This is a genomic window from Bradyrhizobium sp., from assembly GCF_035484855.1.
In the GTDB taxonomy this organism is placed as follows: Bacteria; Pseudomonadota; Alphaproteobacteria; order Rhizobiales; family Xanthobacteraceae; genus Bradyrhizobium.
On record NZ_DATHOP010000190.1, the window covers coordinates 40,969 to 61,334 of the forward strand.

The 20,366-nt window shown below is 63.2% G+C and carries 23 protein-coding genes; 17 read left to right on the forward strand and 6 right to left on the reverse strand.

Annotated elements, in window-relative coordinates; genetic code table 11:
- The first annotated feature begins 11 nt into the window (after positions 1-11).
- The 4 genes from VK804_RS21610 (at position 12) to VK804_RS21625 (ending at position 3,153) form a co-directional block, all read left to right on the forward strand.
- Complete coding sequence (locus VK804_RS21610) at positions 12-341, forward strand: XdhC family protein (RefSeq protein WP_079543614.1); 330 nt, start codon at positions 12-14, stop codon at positions 339-341.
- On the forward strand, positions 338-1,039 hold the full coding sequence (locus tag VK804_RS21615) for an XdhC family protein (protein ID WP_325374012.1): 702 nt from the start codon (positions 338-340) through the stop codon (positions 1,037-1,039). Before VK804_RS21610 ends, VK804_RS21615 begins: the two co-directional genes overlap by 4 nt.
- Complete coding sequence (locus VK804_RS21620; protein WP_325374014.1) at positions 1,036-2,664, forward strand: molybdopterin-binding/glycosyltransferase family 2 protein; 1,629 nt, start codon at positions 1,036-1,038, stop codon at positions 2,662-2,664. The genes VK804_RS21615 and VK804_RS21620 overlap by 4 nt, the downstream gene beginning before the upstream one ends.
- Before the next feature lie 99 nt (positions 2,665-2,763).
- A complete protein-coding gene (locus VK804_RS21625) occupies positions 2,764-3,153 on the forward strand; it encodes a DUF4189 domain-containing protein (RefSeq protein ID WP_414642828.1) in 390 nt (129 codons plus the stop codon).
- A gap of 269 nt (positions 3,154-3,422) precedes the next feature.
- On the opposite strand, the gene VK804_RS21630 is transcribed toward VK804_RS21625, so the two are convergent.
- Together VK804_RS21630 and VK804_RS21635 are read right to left on the reverse strand one after the other, a co-directional pair.
- Complete coding sequence (locus VK804_RS21630) at positions 3,423-3,614, reverse strand: hypothetical protein (protein ID WP_325374017.1); 192 nt, start codon at positions 3,612-3,614, stop codon at positions 3,423-3,425.
- 186 nt (positions 3,615-3,800) lie between these two features.
- Positions 3,801-4,760 (reverse strand): ABC transporter substrate-binding protein, encoded by a 960-nt coding sequence (locus VK804_RS21635; protein ID WP_325374019.1) that lies wholly within the window; start codon positions 4,758-4,760, stop codon positions 3,801-3,803.
- A 106-nt stretch (positions 4,761-4,866) separates the two neighbouring features.
- Here VK804_RS21635 and VK804_RS21640 point away from each other — a divergent pair, with 106 nt between their 5' ends.
- Entirely contained in the window at positions 4,867-5,640 is a 774-nt protein-coding gene (locus VK804_RS21640; RefSeq protein WP_325374020.1) for a YdeI/OmpD-associated family protein, read from the forward strand.
- A 161-nt stretch (positions 5,641-5,801) separates the two neighbouring features.
- Here the strand turns inward: VK804_RS21640 and VK804_RS21645 are convergent, their stop codons facing one another.
- Positions 5,802-6,785, reverse strand: a complete 984-nt coding sequence (locus VK804_RS21645) for an ABC transporter substrate-binding protein (protein WP_325374022.1) — start codon at positions 6,783-6,785, stop codon at positions 5,802-5,804.
- A gap of 225 nt (positions 6,786-7,010) precedes the next feature.
- Positions 7,011-7,409 (reverse strand): ABC transporter substrate binding protein, encoded by a 399-nt coding sequence (locus tag VK804_RS21650; protein ID WP_325374024.1) that lies wholly within the window; start codon positions 7,407-7,409, stop codon positions 7,011-7,013.
- A gap of 93 nt (positions 7,410-7,502) precedes the next feature.
- On the opposite strand from VK804_RS21650, the gene VK804_RS21655 reads away from it, so the two are divergent.
- The 12 genes from VK804_RS21655 (at position 7,503) to VK804_RS21710 (ending at position 18,926) form a co-directional block, all read left to right on the forward strand.
- Positions 7,503-7,913 carry a DUF2000 family protein gene (locus tag VK804_RS21655; RefSeq protein WP_325374025.1) on the forward strand — a complete coding sequence of 137 codons (411 nt, stop codon included), beginning with the start codon at positions 7,503-7,505 and terminating at the stop codon, positions 7,911-7,913.
- 212 nt (positions 7,914-8,125) lie between these two features.
- Positions 8,126-9,436 (forward strand): ABC transporter substrate-binding protein, encoded by a 1,311-nt coding sequence (locus VK804_RS21660; RefSeq protein ID WP_325374026.1) that lies wholly within the window; start codon positions 8,126-8,128, stop codon positions 9,434-9,436.
- Between the two features lie 27 nt (positions 9,437-9,463).
- Positions 9,464-10,219, forward strand: a complete 756-nt coding sequence (locus tag VK804_RS21665) for an ABC transporter ATP-binding protein (RefSeq protein ID WP_325374028.1) — start codon at positions 9,464-9,466, stop codon at positions 10,217-10,219.
- A 12-nt stretch (positions 10,220-10,231) separates the two neighbouring features.
- The gene (locus VK804_RS21670; protein WP_325374029.1) at positions 10,232-10,936 is read left to right on the forward strand and encodes an ABC transporter ATP-binding protein; all 705 of its coding nucleotides are present in this window, start codon (positions 10,232-10,234) and stop codon (positions 10,934-10,936) included.
- An 8-nt stretch (positions 10,937-10,944) separates the two neighbouring features.
- Positions 10,945-11,826, forward strand: coding sequence for a branched-chain amino acid ABC transporter permease (locus tag VK804_RS21675; protein ID WP_325374031.1), 882 nt, complete (start codon positions 10,945-10,947; stop codon positions 11,824-11,826).
- A complete protein-coding gene (locus VK804_RS21680; protein WP_325374033.1) occupies positions 11,823-12,794 on the forward strand; it encodes a branched-chain amino acid ABC transporter permease in 972 nt (323 codons plus the stop codon). The genes VK804_RS21675 and VK804_RS21680 overlap by 4 nt, the downstream gene beginning before the upstream one ends.
- Positions 12,795-12,972: 178 nt before the next feature.
- Positions 12,973-13,692, forward strand: coding sequence for a TetR/AcrR family transcriptional regulator (locus tag VK804_RS21685; protein WP_414642827.1), 720 nt, complete (start codon positions 12,973-12,975; stop codon positions 13,690-13,692).
- Positions 13,692-14,477: an HlyD family secretion protein gene (locus VK804_RS21690; RefSeq protein ID WP_414642829.1), complete on the forward strand. Its 786-nt coding sequence runs from the start codon at positions 13,692-13,694 to the stop codon at positions 14,475-14,477. Before VK804_RS21685 ends, VK804_RS21690 begins: the two co-directional genes overlap by 1 nt.
- Positions 14,474-15,418: an ABC transporter ATP-binding protein gene (locus VK804_RS21695; RefSeq protein ID WP_325374037.1), complete on the forward strand. Its 945-nt coding sequence runs from the start codon at positions 14,474-14,476 to the stop codon at positions 15,416-15,418. Before VK804_RS21690 ends, VK804_RS21695 begins: the two co-directional genes overlap by 4 nt.
- On the forward strand, positions 15,415-16,581 hold the full coding sequence (locus tag VK804_RS21700; RefSeq protein WP_325374039.1) for an ABC transporter permease: 1,167 nt from the start codon (positions 15,415-15,417) through the stop codon (positions 16,579-16,581). The genes VK804_RS21695 and VK804_RS21700 overlap by 4 nt, the downstream gene beginning before the upstream one ends.
- 104 nt (positions 16,582-16,685) lie before the next feature.
- Positions 16,686-17,999 (forward strand): adenylate/guanylate cyclase domain-containing protein, encoded by a 1,314-nt coding sequence (locus VK804_RS21705; RefSeq protein WP_325374041.1) that lies wholly within the window; start codon positions 16,686-16,688, stop codon positions 17,997-17,999.
- A 12-nt stretch (positions 18,000-18,011) separates the two neighbouring features.
- Positions 18,012-18,926 (forward strand): PhzF family phenazine biosynthesis protein, encoded by a 915-nt coding sequence (locus tag VK804_RS21710; protein WP_325374043.1) that lies wholly within the window; start codon positions 18,012-18,014, stop codon positions 18,924-18,926.
- Between the two features lie 105 nt (positions 18,927-19,031).
- On the opposite strand, the gene VK804_RS21715 is transcribed toward VK804_RS21710, so the two are convergent.
- Together VK804_RS21715 and VK804_RS21720 are read right to left on the reverse strand one after the other, a co-directional pair.
- Entirely contained in the window at positions 19,032-19,493 is a 462-nt protein-coding gene (locus VK804_RS21715; RefSeq protein ID WP_325374045.1) for a DUF488 domain-containing protein, read from the reverse strand.
- Between the two features lie 11 nt (positions 19,494-19,504).
- Entirely contained in the window at positions 19,505-20,329 is an 825-nt protein-coding gene (locus tag VK804_RS21720; protein ID WP_325374047.1) for a DUF72 domain-containing protein, read from the reverse strand.
- Positions 20,330-20,366: the final 37 nt, after the last annotated feature.

Here is a 20,366-nt window from a genome sequence, read left to right on the forward strand (position 1 = left end):
AAGAGGATCCCATGCTCAATCGCGACGAAGACATTCTCAAGGCGGCTGAGGACTGGCAGAAGGCCGGTCACGGCGTGGCGCTGGCCACCGTGGTCGAGACCTGGGGCTCGGCGCCGCGCCCGGCAGGTTCCTCGCTTGTGATCAACGACGACGGCACGTTCCTGGGCTCCGTCTCCGGCGGCTGCGTCGAGGGCGCGGTCGTGACCGAAGCGCTGGACGTGATCGCCAGTGGGCAGCCGAAGATGCTCGAATTCGGCGTGGCCGACGAGACCGCCTGGAATGTCGGGCTGTCCTGCGGCGGCACCATCCGCGTCTTTGTCGAGAAAGTAGGCCAGTCGTGAAGCTCGAAACGCTGCATCAGCTCAATGCCGAGCGCGTCGCGCGCCGGCCGGTCATTCTCGTCACCGACACCGCCAATGGCGAGCAGCGATTGGTGAAGGCCAAAGACTTCGCTGCCGACCCGCTGCGTGCCGAGCTTGCAAAGCAATTGCGCATGGGCAAGAGCGGCATGGTCGAGGCTGGCGGCAAGAAGCTGTTTCTCAACGTCTATGCGCCGACCGCCAAACTCGTCATCATCGGCGCGGTTCATATCAGCCAGGCGCTGGCGCCGCTGGCGCGTGCGCTGGACTACGACGTCACCGTGGTCGATCCGCGCACCGCCTTTGCGAGCCCCGAGCGGTTTCCCGACGTGCCGCTGATCGCGGAATGGCCCGATGTCGCGCTGCCGCCGCTCAACATCGATCATTATACCGCCTTCGTGGCGGTGACGCATGATCCCAAGATCGACGATCCGGCGCTGCTGCATGCCTTCGAGCGTGACTGCTTCTATATCGGCGCGCTCGGCTCGCGAAAGACCCATGCCAGGCGTGGCGAGCGGTTGCGGGCGCAAGGCGCCAAGGAAAGCGACATCGCCCGTATCCACGCGCCGATCGGGCTGTCGATCGGCGCGGTGTCGCCGTCGGAGATCGCGGTCGCCATCATGGCCGAGATCACGGCCGTGCTGCGGCTGCCGAAAGAGGCCAAAGAGGCCGCGGCATGAAATTCGGTCCGGCCAGCCCGATGGAAGCGATGGGCGGCGTCACCGTCCATACCTTGCGTCAGGGATCCCTGGTGCTGAAGAAGGGCACCACCATCGGCCATGCCGAGGTCGAGGCGCTGACGTTGGCCGGGGTGAAAGAGATCGTGGTGGTGCGGCTCGAGGACGGCGACGTCTCCGAGGACGCCGCCGCCGCCAGCATCGCGCAGGCGGTGGCCGGCGAGGGCGTCAATGTCGAGCGCGCCTTTACCGGGCGTTCCAACCTGTTCGCGGCAAAACCCGGCGTGCTGGTGGTCGATCGCGCCAAGGTCGATCGCATCAACGCCGTCGATGAAGCCATCACCTTTGCGACGCTGGCCGCGTTCAAGCCGGTGGTCGAAGGCGAGATGGTGGCGACCGTCAAGCTGATCCCGTTCGGGGTCGAAGCAAAACTTTGCGATGCCGCGGTCGAAGCGGCCCGCGGCGGCGCGCTGCGGATCGCGCCCTATATGATCAAGCGTGTCGGCATCGTCTCGACCTTGCTGCCGGGGCTGGCGCCGAAGGTGGTGGAGAAGACGCTGCGGGTGACGGCCGAGCGGCTGGCGCCGGCGGGTGCTGCCATCATCGCCGAGCGCCGCGTGCCGCATGAGGAGACCGCGCTGAAGGCCGCGATCAGGGAATTGCTTGGGCTCGGCGCCGAACTCGTGATCGTGTTCGGCGCTTCCGCAATCGCCGACCGGCGCGACGTGATTCCGGCGGCGCTGACCGGCATCGGCGGCGCCATCGAGCATTTCGGCATGCCGGTCGACCCCGGAAATCTGCTGCTGATCGGCAATGCGCAGGGCATCCCGGTGCTGGGCGCGCCCGGCTGCGCGCGCTCCCCGGTCGAGAACGGATTCGACTGGGTGCTGATGCGCCTGCTGGCGGGGCTGAAGGTCACGCGCGCCGACCTCACCGGCATGGGCGTCGGCGGGCTATTGATGGAAATCGTGACGCGGCCGCAGCCGCGCACCAAGCCTGACATCGAGGGCAACCGCAACGTCGCCGCGGTCATCCTCGCGGCCGGACGCTCGACCCGGATGGGCGGCCCCAACAAGCTGCTCGCCGAACTCGGCGGCAAGCCGCTGGTGCGGATCGTGACCGAGCAGGCGCTGGCCTCGAAAGCGAAAGGCGTCATCGTCGTCACCGGCCACCAGGCCGGCGAGGTCGAGAAGGCGTTGCGCGGCCTGAAGGTCACCTTCGTGCACAATCCGGATTTCGCCGCGGGGCTCGCTTCTTCGGTCAAGGCGGGCATCGCGGCTGTGCCTACCGGCGCCGATGGCGCGGTGATCTGCCTGGGCGACATGCCCCTGATCGATTCGCAGCTGATCGACCGGCTGATCGAGGCTTTCGCGCCGGACCGCGGCCAGCTGATCGCCTTGCCCGTCAGCGATGGCAGGCGCGGCAATCCGGTGTTGTGGGCGCGCCGCTTCTTCAACGAATTGATGACGCTCGACGGCGACATCGGCGCCCGTCATCTGATCGCCAAGCACGGCGAGGCGGTAGCCGAAGTCCCGGTCGAGGGCCACGGCGCGTTCCTCGATATCGACACCCCGCAGGCGCTCGCGGATGCGCAGCAGAGCAGGCGTCAGCCCGAGCGGTTATCCTAGGTCAGGCCGCCACCCCAAATTTTCAACCCCTCGTTCACCAAGTTGAAACGTCCTCTCCCGTAGATTTGCGGCGAACCCGCCTCGGGGGAGGGGATTTTGATCGTTTCGACCGCCGCAGCGCAACGCCGCGCGCTGTTTCTGTTTGCTCTGACGCTAGCGATCACCGGCACCCGGTTCGCAACCCAATCCTGGGCGGCCGGCGCGTTTGCGATCGGCAAATGCGGCGCCTATGGCCAGGCCTATGATTTCGGCGGCGAGGCTGCCGCGCGCGCCGCGGCGCTGAAGCAATGCAAGGGCGACTGCACGGCCGTGACCATGAAACGGGCCTGCGCGTCGCTCTCGATCGACATGAAAAATCCCTGCGGCCCCTATGGCTACGCGGTCAAGCCGCACATTTCCGGCTCGCTCAACGAAGCCACCCGCAAATGCTACGAATTCGGCGGCAAGGAATGCGTGATCCGCGCCTGGGCCTGCGACGCCAAGGGGTGATTCCATCAGCCGGCATTCCGGGCGCATCCAACGGGTCCGCACAAAGCGCGGCCCGATGACAGGCTCCGACGCGGACCGGGCCAAGGCATCAGCCCATCAATCAGGAGTGGTCGGCGGACGGCGGCTTCGGTGCGCCTGACGGACTCACATCGGACATCGCGCCATATCCGAAAAGTGCCACAACCGGACTCATGCGCCGCAAAAAGCGGACATTGCCCAATGCAGTCGGCATGTCTCAAAGGTCGGGCAGTGTCCTAATTTGAGGCTCGTCAGGAGTGGATAACAAGCCGGATTAGCCCGACTAGGGCTATTATCCCGCCGACAAAAGTGGCGGCAAAGGCAAACAGGCCCAGCCCGACCGGCATCGCATAGCGATCGTACGCCTCGACAATCCACAACGGCACCCATGACACGACTGCGATGAAAATGCCCACGAATATCGAAATCAGGTTTCCCTTCATTTGGGAGCCGCCCTTCCCATTGGTCAGTCATGATAGCCGATCGAATCGGAAGCATTAGATCGAGTCTGCCGCAATATCCGAAACCCGGCGATGACCGGGTCTGCCCCCGCTTTACCGCGGAAACCGACATCCAGCGAAGCTGTCGACGGCGTGCGAGAAGTCCCAAAGACGGAAGTGACAGCCGCACTATTCAATGACCTCGTCGGCGCGAACGAAGACCGACGGCGGTACTGTTAGCCCGATCGTGCGGGCAACCTTATTGTTGATGGCCATCTCGAAACGGGTCGGCTGCTCGAATGGCATCTCAGCCGGGCTGCCGCCGGAGAAGACACGCACGACAAAATCGGCGGTGCGCAGTCGAAGCTCGGCAAGATCGGGGCCATAGCCGATAAGACAGCCATCGGAGGCCATGGCGCGCCATTCGCAGATCGTTGGGAGGTGCCGCTCCAGCGCGAGGAGCGCCAGTTGCACTGCGTCACGATGGAATACGGGCGAGGACTGAATGACAATGCCGTCAACACCTGCATTGTGAATGGCATCAAAGATCGACTGATAATCGGCCGGACTTTTTGCCTCGAAACTGACGATTTCAACGCCGATGTTTTCGGCCGCGCGCCTGTACTCGTCCTTGCGCGTCATCCCGTCCTCGTCCGCTACAAAAGCGAACTTGTGAGCGCCCGGGATCGCATCATGCAAAAGCTCAATTCGCTTCTTGTCACCCTCGGATGCCAGCATGGCTATGCCCGTGACCTCACCTCCGGGCCGTGACATGCTCGCCGCCGCACCTTCCGCGACCGGATCGATGGTGAAAGATGCAACAATAGGCGTTTGAGGCGCCGCCTTCATCGCGGCCGTAATTGCCCTCGGGGAAACGGCAATGATCACGTCGGGTTTGGCCGTGGCGAGGTCTTGCGCGAGCCGGGCAAGCTGCTCGGAATCAACATTGCCGCCCCACCGCGGCAGCACAACGAGATTCCGGCCCTCGACGAATACGCGTCGCGCCAATTCAGGAATCATGACGCTATGCATCGTGGTATCGGCCGGCCAATCAAACGGCGTAAGCACGCCCAGCCGCCAAATGCGCTCTTCGGCTGAAACCTGGCCCGCAAACAGCATCAAGCCAAGCAAGAAAAAAATTCGACTCATTCGATCACCTCGGCACTGAACTCCTTGAGGTCGTACTTCCGGTCTGCCCCCAACTCCGGACATTCTCAGCGGAAGTTGGCATGTCTCAAACGTGCCGAGATACGACATGGCCGGGATTCTGCACCATATTTTTTGCACCGAAAAAGCTCTTTCCGATCGGCGGTCTTTCAGTACACGCACGGAAACGCCTGGAGCGTGGAAGGCAGCTTCAGCTTCAAGGATCTTCCACTACCCAATCTGGCTGAATGGCAGGGCGACATGCTATCATGATGCTATGCTCTCTGACAAACTTCCCCTTCTGAGTTTCTCCAGCCCATCGGCATTCAAGCGTTGGTTGGCAGCCCAGCCCCGCAACTCTCAGGGTGCTTGGTTAAAATTCGCCAAGAAAGGGGCGGCAAAGGCAACAATTAGCAAGTCGGACGCCATAGACCTTGCCCTCGCGCATGGCTGGATTGATGGGCAGTTGGGACGTGTAGATGAGTTTTACTTCAAGACGCGTTTCACGCCACGGAAACCAAAGAGCGCCTGGTCGAAAATAAACTGTGAACGCGCCGAGCGGCTGATCGTGTCCGGCCAGATGACACAACAAGGGCTGGCGCAGGTTGATGCGGCAAAAGCGGACGGGCGATGGCAAGCCGCGTACCCATCGCAGAGCACGGCCGCTCCCCACGCTGATTTGGAGGCAGCGCTGCATGATGATCCGCGGGTTCGTAAGGTGTTTGACGCTTTGGACTCGGCGAATCGCTACGCCATTATCTATCGGGTTCACCAAGCAAAGACCGCCGAGAAGCGCGCGGCGAAGATCACGGAACTCTTGACCATGCTTCGTCGCGGCGAAACGATCCATCCGCGCAGCGTCAAACGTTCCTCGAATTCATAATTCTTGATTTCTGCACCTGAAACCAAAGCGGCGCGAGGTCCGTCCCAGGTCAATCGGATCATTTTGGCCGACGGCCGGCTACTTCCGTTCTTCCTCTGGAAACGGACATCCCCGGAGCCGGTCGCCACGTCTCAAAGGTGCCAATTTCGGAAGTGCGGCGACTATTCAATGACCTCGTCGGCGCGGCCAAGCAACGACAGCGGAAATACGATGCCGAGTGCTTTAGCGGTCTTGAGATTGATGACCAGCTCGATTTTTGTGGACTGCTGAACCGGCAGATCGGCTGGCCTTTCGCCCTTAACAATTCGGCCAGCATAAAGGCCGGCGATGCGAAGTGCTTCAACGATGCTAGTGCCATAACTCATCAGACCGCCGACCTCCGCAAACTCGCGCAGAGAATACATCGTGGGCAACTCATAACGTGCTGCCAATTCAACAAGTTTGTCCCGTCGGGTGTTGAAGAAAGGATCGGCGCCGACCACGAGCGCGCTTGCATGCTGTTGAGCCAGCATGTCAAAGGCCGCGCCCAAATCGCTGTCGTTGCGGGCCTGAACGATGACCATTTTCTGCCCAACAGACTCCGCGGCTGCAAGCGCATTTTTTGTCTGACTTCCGGCATCCGCGAGGGTAGGGTTCACGAGGAAGCCGATCAACGCTGCATTTGGAACCGCTTGGTGCAAGACCTCAAACTGTTTCGCGGCCAACTTACCAATCAAATTGGTCACGCCCGTGACGTTGCCGCCGGGCCGGTTGAAACTGGCGACAAGGCCAGCCTCGACCGGATCGCCACCCATTTCGAAGACGATTGGGATGGTTGCAGTTGCCGACTTGGCCGCTATGGCCGCAGTGATGCCGCCTATCGCGACAATCACGGCGACCTCGCGACGGACCAGCTCGGACGCTAGCACCGGCAGTCGCCCGTATTGATCCTCCGCCCAGCGGTACTCAAACGCGACGTTCTTACCCTCTATGTAGCCGGCTTCCATCAGGCCCTGGCGAACAGCGGTCACTCGAAAAACATCGGATTGCGGCGACCCGGTTCCGAGAAATCCGACCACCGGCATCGCTGCCTGCTGCGCCACCGCCCCGAACGGCCACGCCGCTGCTCCGCCGCCGATTAGACCGATGAACTCGCGCCGTCTCATGCCCACCCCCGTTCGACGGGCGGCATCGTAGCGGCTGAGGAGCGTCCGGGAAGAGACAAAAACTACTTTGCGCCCGAAATCTCGCAAGTGCGGTCGATGACTGTTGTGAGTCAATCGCGTCATTTTGGCCGACGGCCGGCTACTTCCGCTCTTCCCCTGGAAACGGACATCCCCAGAGCCGGTCCCATGTCTCAAACCTGCCAGACTCGGACATCGGCAACTCGCCTATTCGATCACCTCGTCGGCGCGGCCAATCAGCGCCAACGGGATGGAAAGACCGAGCGCTTTTGCAGACTTTAGATTGATGACCAGCTCGACTTTCGTGGACTGTTGCACCGGCAAGTTTTCAGGCTTTTCGCCTTTGAGAATACGCCCGACATAAATGGCGGCCAACCTTCCGGCATCGATCGGATCCGCACCATAGCTCATAAGGCCGCCAGCAGTCGTGGCCACGCGGATGGGGTAAACCGTTGGCACTGCATGTTCTGCGGCCAGAGCCACAAGACGAGCGGAGTTGCCGAGAAACAATGCCTCGCCGCTTACTACGATGCCAACAGGCCGCTCAACTGCAACGGCTGCAAAGGCCGCATTGGGTTGCGTGCTGATGAGCCCGCGTCCTAACATGCGCTATTGCGCATCTGAGAATCTCGAGATTCGCCTATTGCACATCTGAGGTTCGCGCCATCGCGCGCTCCTGCATTAACACCGGAGCAAATCATGCAATTCGACACCAAGATCGCGGTCGTGATCCGGACCGATCTCGAGGCGTGGCAGAAGTTGAACGTCGCCTCGTTTCTCGCCGGCGGCATCGCAGCCTCGTTTCCGCCATGCGTCGGCGAGCCCTATCAGGACGGCTCCGGTACCCGATATCTGCCGCTGATCGGCCAGCCGATCCTGATCTACGGCGCCGACCGGCCGCAGCTCTCCCGCGCGCTGGAGCGGGCGCTGGCGCGCGACGTGCGGCCTGCGCTCTATACCGAGGACATGTTCAGGACCACCCATGATGCGGCCAATCGCGAGGTGGTGAGGGCGGTCGCCCGCGCCGATCTCAACCTGGTCGGGCTTGCCATGCGCGCCGAGCGCAAGGTGATCGACAAGATCGTCGATGGACTGAAATTTCACTCCTGACGGTTTCACGACGACCTCGCGCAGCTCGGGGGCGCTGCTTCATAAACGTGCATGGTTGCTGGGCAACAGGTCGCATGATGTGCGACCTTCTAACGACGAACGGCGGCCGCAAGGCGCTTGACATCGGTCGGCGCTGCCCGTGTGATGGGCGCCAACAAGACCAAGAAAAACCCGAGAAAATTCCAAGACACAGTTCTTCCAGGGAGGTTGTGATGCCGATGCCTAGGGCTGCCCGTCTGTTCGGTGGGCTGATCGCGGCTGTCGCGGTGCTGGGGATGGCGCTTTCCGCCCACGCCCAGGAAAAGAAAATCAAGATCGGCGTGGTCTTCGACCTCACCGGCCCGCTCGCGGGCGGCGGTTCGGAGCTCGAATATCTCGGCGCCAAGATCATGCTCGACCACTACGCCAAGACCGGGGTCGAGGGCTACAAGGTCGAGGCGGTCTATGCCGACGCCCAGAGCAAGCCGGATGTCGCCATCAACGAGGCGGTCCGCCTGCTCGAGCAGGAAAAGGTCGACATGCTGTTGGGCTTCTTCTCGTCGGCGCAGTGCGTGCCGGTGGCCGCCCGTGTCGAGCAGCTGAAGAAGTTCATGTGGATCACCACCTGCATTTCGTCGGCCGTGATGGATAACAAGAACTTCAAGTACATTTTCCGGCCGCAGGCGAGCGGCGACCAGTTCGGGCTGATGACGATGGATTTCATCGCCAACAATTCGATGTCCAAGTTCGGCAAGGAGCCGAAGGATCTGCGGGTCGCCATCATCCACGAGGATGGCGCCTATGGCGTCGACGTCAGCAAGGGCAACGAGGCCGGCGCCAAGAAGGCCGGCTTCAACGTGGTGCTGGACGAGGGTTATTCCGCGACCGCGCCCGATCTGTCCGCGCTGGTGACAAAACTGAAGCGGGCGCGGCCCGACGTGATCTTCCACACCGGCTACAATCCGGACATCACGCTGTTCTTCCGGCAGGCGCGCGAGCAGGGCCTGAAGTTCGGCGCCATCGTCGGCCATGGCGCGGGCTACGGCGTCTACGACAAGCTGAAGGAAGGCCTCGGCCCCGATGCCAACTATCTGTTCGACACCGACCCGATCTCGATCTGGCAGGCCAAGCCGGAAGGGCTCGATCCAAAGCTGTTGCCGGTGATCAAGATGATCGGCGAGGAGTACGACAGGCTCAAACCCGGCGCCTCCATCCGTTCCGCGCATGTCGGCATCGCTGCCTCGAACACCTACGTCTTCCTCAACGACGTGCTGCCGCGTGCGATCAAGAAATATGGCGGCGTCGATTCCGAGGCCTTGCGCAAGGCCGCGATGGAAACGGATATTCCCGAGGGCGGCACCATGCTGGGCTACGGCGTCAAATTCTTCGGCGAGGGTACTGAGATGGCCCACCAGAACGAGCGCTCGTTCCCGGTGGTGGTCCAGTATATCGACGACAAGGCCTATGTGGTCTGGCCGAAGAGCCAGGCACAACGCGACACCGTATTGCCGTTGCCGGCAGGCACGACCTACAGCTACAAATAACGGTCCTGAAGAACGGAAGGGGCCGTCGTGCTGGTGGTTGAGGGGCTGGTCAAGCGGTTTGGCGGCTTTACGGCCGTCAACAAGGTATCGTTCAAGGTCGATCAGGGCGAGATTCTCGGCCTGATCGGCCCGAACGGTTCGGGCAAGAGCACGATCTTCAACATGCTCTCCGGCACGCTTTCGCCGTCGGCCGGTTCGATCCGCTTTGCGGGGGCGGAGATCGCGGGCCTTCCGCCTTATCGCATCATCAATGGCGGCATCGGCCGCACCTTCCAGATCCCCCGTCCATTCCACCGGCTGACGATGTTCGAGAACGTGGCGCTGGCCGGCTATTTCGGGCAGGGCCGGCACAGCCGCGCCAGGGCCGAGGAGGCCGCGGAGAAGGCACTTGGCATGGTCGGCCTGCCGGCGGATCGCCGGGCAAGCGTCGACGGCCTCGGCGCCGCCGGCCTCAAGAAGCTGGAGCTTGCGAAGGCGCTCGCGACGGGTCCGAAACTTTTGCTCGCTGACGAAAGTCTCGGCGGCCTCGACGAGACCGAAATGGACCAGGCCGCCGACATGCTGCGCAAGATTCGCGACGAACTCGGCATCACCATCATCTGGGTCGAGCACATCATGGGGGTGTTGATGCGCGTGGTCGACCGCGTGATGGTGCTGGATCACGGTGAAAAAATTTCGGAAGGCTTGCCGCGCGAGGTGTCGAGCGATCCGCGGGTGGTCGAGGTCTATCTCGGCACCGACGCCCATGCGACCCAAGCCGCCGCCGCCGAAGCGCGGCGATAGCGGAGCCATCGCATGCTTCAGATGAGATCGATCGACGCGGGTTACGGGACCTTTCAGGCGCTGTTCGGCGTCGACCTCGACGTCAGGGCGGGCGAGGCGGTCGGCGTGATCGGCCCCAACGGCGCCGGCAAGACCACCTTGATGCGGGTGATCTCCGGCCTGATCCGGCCGCGCGCCGGCACGATATCGATGGAAGGCGTCGACATCCTGAAGACCCCGGAGCATCGCATCGTCAGTCTCGGGATCGCGCATGTGCCGGAAAACCGCCGGCTGTTTCCGCGGCTTTCGGTTACCGACAATCTCAAGATGGGCGCCTTCATGCCGGAAGCGCGCGCCCGCTACGCCGAGCGGCTCGACTTCGTGTTCGATCTGTTCCCGCGCATGAAGGAACGCCGCAACCAGCTCGCCGGCACCATGTCGGGCGGCGAGCAGCAGATGTGCGCGATCGGCCGCGCGCTGATGTCGGACCCGAAATTGCTGCTGCTCGACGAGCCCTCCGCGGGGCTTGCGCCGGTCGTGGTCCAGCAGGTGTTCGAACTGGTGAAGCGAATCCGCGGCAACGGCCTGACCGTGCTGATCGTCGAACAGAACGTGCAGCAAGTGCTGCGCGTGGTGGACCGTGCCTATCTGCTCGAGGCTGGCACCATCCGGGCCTCGGGCAGTTCGACCGACATGCTGCAAAACGACACGATCCGGCAAGCCTATCTTGGAGTCTAGGTGAGACGATGACGGGATTTTTCGATATTTTCGATATCTACCTGCTCGAGGCCGTCGTGAACGGCATCCTGCTCGGCGGCGTGCTGGCGCTGCTGGCGCTCGGCTTGAACCTGATCTTCGGCGTCATCGACGTGACCTGGATCTGCTACGCCGAACTCGTCATGATCGGCATGTACGGCATGTATTATCTGGTGCAGTACTTTGGACTGCCCTATTACGCCGCCGCACCGCTGACGATCCTTTTGGTCGCAGCGCTCGGCGCGCTGCTGCATCTCTTGGTAATCGCGCCATTGCTGTCGGCGCCGCCGATCAACCAGCTGCTCGCCACCGGCGGCGTGCTGTTCGTGCTGCAGAGCTTTGCCACCGTCGCCTTCGGCATCGATTTCCGCAATCTGGGCATCCGGCTGCCGGTACTGCAGTTCATGGACATGCATTTGAGCTACGCACGCCTGCTGTCGTTCGCCGCAGCGCTGATCGGCATGGTGCTGGTGTTCCTGTTCATGAAGCGGACCTTTCTCGGCACCGCCATCCGCGCCATCTCGCAGGATCGCCAGATCATGGCGCTGATGGGCGTCGATACCCGCCGCATCTATCTCATCACCTCGGCGATCGGCGGCGGGCTCGCCGGGCTCGCCTCCTGCCTGCTGGTGCTGCAATACGACGTGCATCCGTTCGTCGGCCTGTCGTTCGGACCGATCACCTTCCTGATCTGCGTGCTGGGCGGGCTCGGCAATTTCGTCGGCGGTTTTGTCGCAGCCTTCGTGTTCGCCGAGATCATCTCGCTCGGCGGGCTGTTCTCCGATCTGGAATGGGGCTACGTGCTGGCCTTCGCCTTCTTCATCGTGATGATGTTCATCCGGCCCGCCGGGCTATTGGCGAGGCGTTCGTGACCGCACGCCGGCTTGCCCAGGGGATCGCGGGTGTCGCGCTGATCGCGCTGCCGTTCGTCTATCGCGATCCCTATCACCTGCACATCCTGATCCTGATCCTGATCTGGTCGTTCGCCTATACCTCATGGTCGATGATGGGCCGCTTCGGCCTGGTCTCGCTCGGCCATGGCGGCTTCATGGGGGTGGGCGCCTATGTGACGGCGCTGTTGTGGAATCATCTTGGCATATCGCCGTGGCTCGGAATTCCCGTCGCGATGGCGGCCGCCGCCTTGCTCGCGGTGATCGTGGCCTATCCGTGCTTCCGTTTCCGCATCACCGGGCACTATTTCGTGCTGGTCACGCTGGCCCTGTCGGGCATCGTATTGCAGGTCATCACCGCGACGCGCGACTATACCGGCGGCTCGCTCGGCTACACGCCCGACCGCACCAGGGGCAGCCATCTGCTGGCGCTGCAGTTTGACGACAAGACCACCTGGTACCTGATTGCGCTCGCGGTGTGGGCGGCGGGCCTCTTGATCTGGCGCTGGGTCGACCGCAGCATGGATCGCTATGCGCTGGAGGCGATCTCCGAGGACGAGGATGCCGCAGCCGCCGCCGGCGTCAACGTTACCTGGGAAAAGCTCAAGATCACGGTGATCTCGGCGCTGATGACGGCGCTGTCCGGCGCGCTCTACTGCCAGTACCAGATGTTCATCTCGCCCGACACGGTGAGCGGCATTGCGGTGTCGCTGCAGATGGTTTTCGCCGCCATCGTCGGCGGCCTCTATATGATGCTCGGCCCGACCGTCGGCGCCGTCATCACCATCATGCTGGCCGAGGTCCTGCGCATCGGCTTCGGCACCGGCGCCGTCGGCTGGGACAATCTCGTCTATGGCGTGCTGCTGGTGCTGTTCATCATCTTCCTGCCCAAGGGCATTTTGGGCAGCATCGTCGAGCGGCTGAAGGCGCAGCGCAGGAAGAAGCTCTAAGGCGCGGATTTTTGGCCGTGGCGTCCGGACGTTGCCGCTCTCGTTGGGTCCGACCGCTCCGCTTGCGCGGCCTGCGGCGGATCAACGCCGATTTCTTCCGATTTGAAATAACGGCGTAGTGAGAATGCGGTCCGGTCAGTTTATTGACATTGACTGACCAGTCAGTCATATTTGACCTATGTCAGGTTCCAGCACCATCAAAGGCGCCCCCGCCAAGCCGGCCAACCGCCGGCGTGGGGGGAAGACTGCCGTGAACCATTTGCCGAAGCCGGATGTGGCACCAGGCTCGCCGCCATCCAGCCGCGCCGCGCGCGCCGCGGAGCGGCGCCAAGCCATCATGGAAGCGGCGCTGGACGAGTTTATTGCGCGCGGTTTTACCGCGACCAGGCTCGACGACATCGCCAGGGGCGCCGGCGTCGCCAAGGGCACGATCTACCTGCATTTCAAGGACAAGCAGTCGATGTTCGAGGAACTGATCCGGACCGCGATCGTGCCGCTGATCGGCCGCCTGACGTCACCGCCGCTGCCGGGGGCGTCGGTTCGCGCGACGCTCGAGGGCTTTGCCCGGACCTTCATCCAGGAGGTCGCCTCCACGCGGCGCGGCGACATCGTGCGCCTGATCGTCGCCGAGGGTCCACGATTTCCAGGCATCGCCGACTTCTACTACCGCGAAGTGATTTCGCGCGGCCTTGCCGGCATGCGTGCCATGATCGAACTCGCCGTTGCGCGCGGCGAGATCAGTCAGCCGGAATTGGCGCGCTTTCCCCAGATTGTCGTGGCGCCCGCGATCGTCGCCGTGATCTGGAAAAGCTTGTTCGAACGGCATGCGCCGCTGGACGCGCTCGAAATGCTGCGCGTGCATCTCGATCTGATTTTTGGCGAACGGAGGACGGCATGATGTCGTCACGAATAGTTTTGCGAGCGCTCGTGGCGCTGGCGCTGGCGGCAGGGCTCGCCGGCTGCAACCCGCCGCGCGATCCGGGCTTCCAGGGCTGGGTCGAGGCCGACATGATCTTCGTCAGCCCCGACGAATCCGGCCGCGTCACCGAACTCAATGTGCGCGAGGGCGACGAGGTCAAGACTGGCGCGCAACTCTATTCCGTTGACGATGATCTGCAGCAGGCCGACCTCAACCAGAACAACGCAACGCTGGCCAACGCTAGGCAGAGCTACGACCGCGCCAACTCCCTGAGCAAGACCGGCTCCGGCACCCAGGCCAATCTCGACGCCGCGCTGTCCGCGCTGCGCGTCGCCGAAGCCCATGTCAACACCTCGCAGACCCGGCTTTCGCGCCGCCTCGGCTATGCGCCGGTCGACGGCGCCGTGCAACAGATCTATTTCCGCGAGGGCGAAACCGTGCCGGCGCAGCGCCCGATGCTGTCGATCATGCCGCCCGGCAACATGAAGATACGATTCTATGTCCCGGAGCCGAAGCTGCCGAAACTTGCGATCGGCGACGAGGTGCGCGTCAGCTGCGACAATTGTTCGCCCGATCTCACCGCCAGGATCTACTTCATCTCGACCATGGCCGAATACACCCCGCCAGTGATCTACAGCCTCGATGAACGCGACAAGCTGGTCTACCTGATCCAGGCGCGGCCCTCGCGGCCCGATTCGCTTCGCGTCGGCCAGCCGATCAGCGTCTACCTCAACGCCAAAACGCCGGTGGCGGACCAGCGATGACCGGATTGTCTGCTTCCGCCCACGATATCGCCATCGACGTTCACGGCCTCTCAAAATCCTTCGGCGGCCGCGAGGTGGTGCATGACCTCAGCATGCAGGTGAAGCGCGGCACCATCTACGGCTTCCTCGGTCCCAATGGCAGCGGCAAGACCACCACCATCCGCATGCTCTGCGGCCTGCTGACGCCTGACAGCGGCGAGGGCACCTGTCTCGGCTACGACATCCGGCGCGAAGCGGACAAGATCAAGCTCCAGGTCGGCTACATGACGCAGCGCTTTTCGCTGTACCAGGATTTGTCGGTGCGCGAGAACCTGGAATTCGTCGCCAGGCTCTATGGCGTGCGCGATCCGCGAAGCACCGCGAGCGACATGATCAAGCGGCTCGGGCTGACCGGGCGCGAAGAGCAACTCGCTGGCGAACTCTCCGGCGGCTGGAAGCAGCGGCTTGCGCTTGGCGCCTGCACCTTGCCCGATCCGCAATTGCTGCTGCTGGACGAGCCCACCGCCGGCGTCGACCCCAAGGCGCGCCGCGATTTCTGGAATGAGATCCACGGGCTGGCGGCCAATGGGCTGACGGTGCTGGTCTCCACCCACTACATGGACGAGGCCGAGCGTTGCCATGAGATCGCCTATATCGCCTATGGCCATCTCCTGGTTCACGGCACCGTGGACGAGGTGATCGCGAAATCGGCGCTGACGACCTGGACCGTGACCGGCGAGCATCTCACCGCGCTCTCCGCTGAGCTCGCGGGCCAACCCGGCATCGACATGGTGGCGCCGTTCGGCACGAGCCTGCACGTGTCTGGCCGCGACAAGGCCGCGCTGGAATCCACCATCGCGCCCTGGCGCGAGGCTCACGGGTTGCATTGGCAGCACAGCGAGCCATCGCTGGAGGATGTCTTCATCGAACTGATGACCCGCGCAAAGGATAATTTCCAATGAGCGTCGTCGGCATACCCGGTCACAGCCGCGACAGCATCGAGCGGCCCTTCGGCTTCTGGCGGCGCAGTTCCGCGATGGTGATCAAGGAATTCATCCAGCTGCGCCGCGACCGCGTCTCGTTCGCGATGATCGTGATGATCCCGGTGATGCAGCTTATGCTGTTCGGCTACGCCATCAACACCACGCCGCGCCACCTGCCGACCGCGGTGCTGCTGCAGGAGGACTCCGATCTGGCGCGATCGATCCTCAAAGCCCTGCAAAACACCGCCTATTTCCAGTTCACCCGCGAAGTGCACGACGTCGCGGAGTTCGACAATCTCCTGCTGTCGGGCAAGGTGCTGTTCGGCGTGGAAATCCCGCGCGGCTTTGAGCGCGCGGTGCGGCGCGGCGACCATCCCGCGCTATTGGTTGCGGCCGACGCCACCGATCCGGTGGCGGCGGGCTCGGCGCTGGGCGCGCTCGGCACCGTGGTGCAGACCGCGCTGCAGCACGATCTGTTCATCGGCGATCCGCCGTCGATGCCGTTCGAGATCCGCACCCATGCGCGCTACAATCCGGCAGGCTCCTCGCGGCTGAACATCGTACCGGGCCTCGTCGGCACCATCCTGACCATGACCATGCTGATCTTCACGGCGTTGTCGGTGACCCGCGAGATCGAGCGCGGCACCATGGAAAGCCTGCTGTCGATGCCGATCAAGCCGGTCGAGATCATGCTCGGCAAGATCGTGCCCTACGTGCTGGTCGGCTTCATCCAGGCCTCCCTGATCGTCGGCATCGGCGTGCTGCTGTTCGGGGTGCCGGTGCAGGGCAGCTTGATGCTGCTGGCGCTGCTGTCGACGCTGTTCATCACCACCAATCTTGCGATCGGCTACACATTCTCGACCATCGTGCAGAACCAGCTGCAGGCGATGCAGCTGTCGATGATGTTTTTCTTGCCCAGCATCCTGTTGAGTGGCTTCATGTTTCCTTTCGCGGGCATGCCGGTCTGGGCGCAATATATCGGCGAAGGCCTGCCGCTGACGCATTACCTGCGCATCGTCCGCGCCATCATGCTGAAGGGCGCGATCCTGCATAACCTGGAATATGACACGATCGCGCTGGTCGCGCTGATGCTGCTGGCGATGACAATCGCCGTGACGCGCTTCCGCCGAACGCTCGATTGAGGCAGGATGGTTGTTGTCATTCCGGGGCGCGCGCAGCGCGAACCCGGAATCTCGAGATTCCGGGTTCGATGCTTTGCATCGCCCCGGAATGACCGGGGAGAGTCATGCTGGGGATATGGCGCAGTAAGCCTGGCGGGCAGGGAGCAGCGGTCTCGGCCGAGTTCGAGCATGCGTTGAACCGGGAGGTGATGCAGACCGAACTCATCCGCGTCAAGGCGCTGATTGCGACCGCCATGCTTCTGCTGGTCGTGCTTTGGGCGGTCGATATCCTCGACCCCAACGGGCTGAACCACATCTGGCGCGGCCACTTCCGTCCGACCTACCTGGTCAGGATCCTGGTCCCCTTCATGCTGTTCGAACTATGGGTGCACCGGGCCATCAGCCAGCGCCTGAAGCTCGATCGCGACCTCTCGGTGATCAGGCGCTATGTCGGTGTGCTGATCGAAACCTCGCTGCCGACGCTCGCGCTCGCGGCGCATATCGAGAACATGGGACCGGTGCAGGCGCTCGGCTTCGTGATGCCGCTGGCCTATTTCATCTTCATCATCCTCTCGACCTTGCGGCTCGATTTCTGGCTCTCGGCCTTTACCGGCTTTGTCGCCGCCGCCGAGCTGTTCGGCATGGCGATGTTCTATCATCCGTTCCCGACCACCGATCCCCCGCCGGATATCTGGTATCACGGCGCGCGCAGCATGATCGTGCTGATCGCAGGCATTCTCGCCGGCGCGGTCGGCCTTCAGTTGCGCCGGCAGTTCGCCGCGAGCATCCAGGCGGCGACCGCGCGCGATCGCGTCACCAACCTGTTCGGCCAGCACGTCTCGCCGCAGGTGGTGGAGCGGCTGATGGCGGAAGGCACGGAAGCCGCCAGCGACATCCGCCGCGTCGCCGTGATGTTCGTCGACTTCCGCAGTTTCACCGAAGCCGCGCGGTCGCGCTCGCCGCAGCAGGTGGTCGATCGCCTCGATGGCGCGTTTGCGGTGCTGGTGGAAATCCTCGACCGCCATGGCGGCATCGTGAACAAGTTTCTGGGCGACGGATTCCTGGCGCTGTTCGGCGCGCCGTTCGAGGCGCCCGAAGCTGCCCAGCACGCCGTTGCCGCCGCGCGGGAAATGCTGGCGGCGATGGAGGGCATCAATGCCGGCAGCGGCTGGCCGCTGCGCATCGGCATCGGCATCCATTTCGGCGAGGTGGTCGCCGGCAATATCGGCTCGCCGCGCCGCAAGGAATATACCGTGATCGGCGACACCGTGAATTTTGCTTCGCGGCTGGAGGCGCTCAACAAGGAATTCGGATCGCAGCTTCTGGTGTCGAGCGCGGTCCGCAATGCGCTCGGCGCCGACGGCGGCGGTGCGGTCTCGCTCGGCGAGGTCGCGGTCAGGGGCTATGACGCGCCGATGACGGTGTGGCAATTGGGATAGGGGGGCTCTTGGATGCAGCGACGCTATGTCACCGTGGACGTTTTCACCGATCGCGCCTTCGGCGGCAATCCGCTGGCCGTGGTGCTGGACGCCCAGGGGCTGTCGACCTCGCAGATGCAGGCGATAGCGACCGAATTCAATTATTCCGAGACCACCTTCGTGCTGCCGCCCCAGGATCCCGCGCACGATGCGCAGGTTCGAATCTTTACCGTGCGCCACGAACTCCCGTTCGCAGGCCATCCCAATGTCGGCACCGCCTTCGTGCTGGCGACGCAGGCAGCAACGCCGCCGGCGCGGCTGCTGTTCGAGGAGAAGGCAGGCTTGGTGCCGGTCGAGATCCTGACCGAGAAAGGTCGCGTTGTCGCGGCCGAACTGACCGCACCCCAGCCGCTGAAGCGGTTGACGCAGCTGAGTGGGGAACAGGCGGCGGCCTGTCTTTCGCTGCCGGCATCGGACGTCAAGACGGATCGTCACCCGCCGCAGATAGCATCGGTCGGGTTACCGTTTCTGATGGTGGAACTGGCCTCGCGCGATGCGTTGCGGCGGGCCAAGCCGGATGCCGCGGCGTTCGCAAAGACCTTGCCGATCGACGGCAACGACGCGATCTATTTCTATACACGCGAGGTGCCGGCCAGCGAGATGCCGCTCGATCTGCAGGCGCGGATGCTTCATCCCGGCGCCAGCGGCCTTTGTGAAGATCCCGCCACGGGCAGCGCGACCGCGGCCGCCGCGGCGCTGCTTGCCGACCTCGCAACTCAGCGCGACGGCGAATTCAAGCTGCGGATCGGGCAGGGCGTCGACATGGGCCGGCCGAGCCTGCTGCTGACCCGCGTGCGCAAGGAAAACGGCGCCGTCGTCTCCGCGCATGTCGGGGGCGCCTGCGTCGAGATGATGGAAGGCACGTTCCGGCTGGCGGGCGAGGGGTGAGGCGGGCGCGAAGAGTTCCGCCGTCATTCCGGGATGGTGCGCAGCACCAGACCCGGAATCTCGAGATTCCGGGTTCGATGCTGCGCATCGCCCCGGAATGACGAGTCAGATTTGTTTCGCCGCCAGATTCTCCACCCTCACTCCGTCGCGTTCCCCGATGATTTCGGCGATCCACTGCCGGTGGCAGTGGCTGTGGTCGCGCTCGTAGCAGAGGATGCAGACCGGTCCGGATTTCTTCACCAGCGCCGACAGCTCGTCGAGTTCTTCCCTCGCCTGCGGCGTCTTCAGGTGCTTGGCGTAGATCCTGTGCAGCGTATCGAAATGCCCGCTGCGCGCGGCCAGGCGGCCATCCTTCGGCGTGCCGAGGCCGCGCAGATGCAGGTATGAAATGCCGCGCTCGTCGAGGCTTGAGGCGAGCTGGTTCTTGGAGAAGCCGGGCCGGCGCGAGGAAGCGACCGCGCGCACGTCGACCAGAAGCTTCACGCCGGCCTGTTCGAGTTCGTCGAGCACCGACTTGGCGGGTGTCTGCTCGTAGCCGATGGTGAAGAATTTTTTGGCCTTTGCCATCTGGCCTCAGTCTATTTCACGCGTTCGATCAGTTCCATCGCGCCTGCCGGCGCGCGCACCTTGCCCTCGTGGATCACATAGGCGAACACGTCGCGCGGGGCTTTCTTCGGCTTGTCCTTGTCGACCTTCGGCAAATCGTCCGGTTCGCTTCCCGCGGCCCAAGTTTGAAACCGATTCGCCCAGGCATCGAGCTGTTTTGGCGGATAGCAGGTCTTGATCTCGTCATTGCCCTTCTGCAGCCGCGCATAGACGAAATCGCCGGTGACGTCGGCAATCGCCGGATATTTGTGGTGTTCGGCGAACACCACCGGCGTTTCGAACTTTCGCAGCAGTGCGATGAAGTCAGGCACGCAAAAACTGTCGTTGCGCACCTCGACCACGTGGCGCAGCATCCTGCCTTCAAGCTTGCGCGGCAGCAGCTCGAGGAATTTGCCGAAATCCGCTTCATCGAATTTTTTGGTCGGCGCGAATTGCCAGAGCGCCGGGCCGAGCCGGTCGCCGAGCTCGAGCACGCCGGAATCGTAAAACCGCTTGATGGAATCGCCGGCCTCCGCCAGCACGCGGCGATTGACGGCAAAGCGCGGCCCCTTCACCGAGAACACAAATCCGTCCGGCACCTCGCGCGCCCATTTGCGAAAGCTCTCCGGCTTCTGCGAGCCGTAATAGGTGCCGTTGATCTCGATCGAGGTCAGTTTCGAGGCGGCGTATTCCAGCTCCTTCGCCTGCGTCAGTTTCTCCGGATAAAACACCCCGCGCCACGGCGCAAAGGTCCAGCCGCCGACGCCGATATAGATATGGCTGGAGGTCTTGGCAGGATTGTTTTGGGGCTTAGCCACGTCCTACCTCTTTCTCTTGGCACGAGAATTCTTTTGG

Excerpts from the sequence above, each read along its gene's own strand:
- VK804_RS21610 (WP_079543614.1), top strand. The coding sequence starts at position 12 with ATGCTCAATCGCGACGAAGACATTCTCAAGGCGGCTGAGGACTGGCAG.
- VK804_RS21620 (WP_325374014.1), top strand. The coding sequence starts at position 1,036 with ATGAAATTCGGTCCGGCCAGCCCGATGGAAGCGATGGGCGGCGTCACC.
- VK804_RS21630 (WP_325374017.1), bottom strand. The coding sequence starts at position 3,614 with ATGAAGGGAAACCTGATTTCGATATTCGTGGGCATTTTCATCGCAGTC.
- VK804_RS21635 (WP_325374019.1), bottom strand. The coding sequence starts at position 4,760 with ATGAGTCGAATTTTTTTCTTGCTTGGCTTGATGCTGTTTGCGGGCCAG.
- VK804_RS21640 (WP_325374020.1), top strand. The coding sequence starts at position 4,867 with ATGGCCGGGATTCTGCACCATATTTTTTGCACCGAAAAAGCTCTTTCC.
- VK804_RS21645 (WP_325374022.1), bottom strand. The coding sequence starts at position 6,785 with ATGAGACGGCGCGAGTTCATCGGTCTAATCGGCGGCGGAGCAGCGGCG.
- VK804_RS21650 (WP_325374024.1), bottom strand. The coding sequence starts at position 7,409 with ATGTTAGGACGCGGGCTCATCAGCACGCAACCCAATGCGGCCTTTGCA.
- VK804_RS21655 (WP_325374025.1), top strand. The coding sequence starts at position 7,503 with ATGCAATTCGACACCAAGATCGCGGTCGTGATCCGGACCGATCTCGAG.
- VK804_RS21660 (WP_325374026.1), top strand. The coding sequence starts at position 8,126 with ATGCCGATGCCTAGGGCTGCCCGTCTGTTCGGTGGGCTGATCGCGGCT.
- VK804_RS21670 (WP_325374029.1), top strand. The coding sequence starts at position 10,232 with ATGCTTCAGATGAGATCGATCGACGCGGGTTACGGGACCTTTCAGGCG.
- VK804_RS21675 (WP_325374031.1), top strand. The coding sequence starts at position 10,945 with ATGACGGGATTTTTCGATATTTTCGATATCTACCTGCTCGAGGCCGTC.
- VK804_RS21685 (WP_414642827.1), top strand. The coding sequence starts at position 12,973 with ATGTCAGGTTCCAGCACCATCAAAGGCGCCCCCGCCAAGCCGGCCAAC.
- VK804_RS21690 (WP_414642829.1), top strand. The coding sequence starts at position 13,692 with ATGTCGTCACGAATAGTTTTGCGAGCGCTCGTGGCGCTGGCGCTGGCG.
- VK804_RS21695 (WP_325374037.1), top strand. The coding sequence starts at position 14,474 with ATGACCGGATTGTCTGCTTCCGCCCACGATATCGCCATCGACGTTCAC.
- VK804_RS21700 (WP_325374039.1), top strand. The coding sequence starts at position 15,415 with ATGAGCGTCGTCGGCATACCCGGTCACAGCCGCGACAGCATCGAGCGG.
- VK804_RS21705 (WP_325374041.1), top strand. The coding sequence starts at position 16,686 with ATGCTGGGGATATGGCGCAGTAAGCCTGGCGGGCAGGGAGCAGCGGTC.
- VK804_RS21710 (WP_325374043.1), top strand. The coding sequence starts at position 18,012 with ATGCAGCGACGCTATGTCACCGTGGACGTTTTCACCGATCGCGCCTTC.
- VK804_RS21715 (WP_325374045.1), bottom strand. The coding sequence starts at position 19,493 with ATGGCAAAGGCCAAAAAATTCTTCACCATCGGCTACGAGCAGACACCC.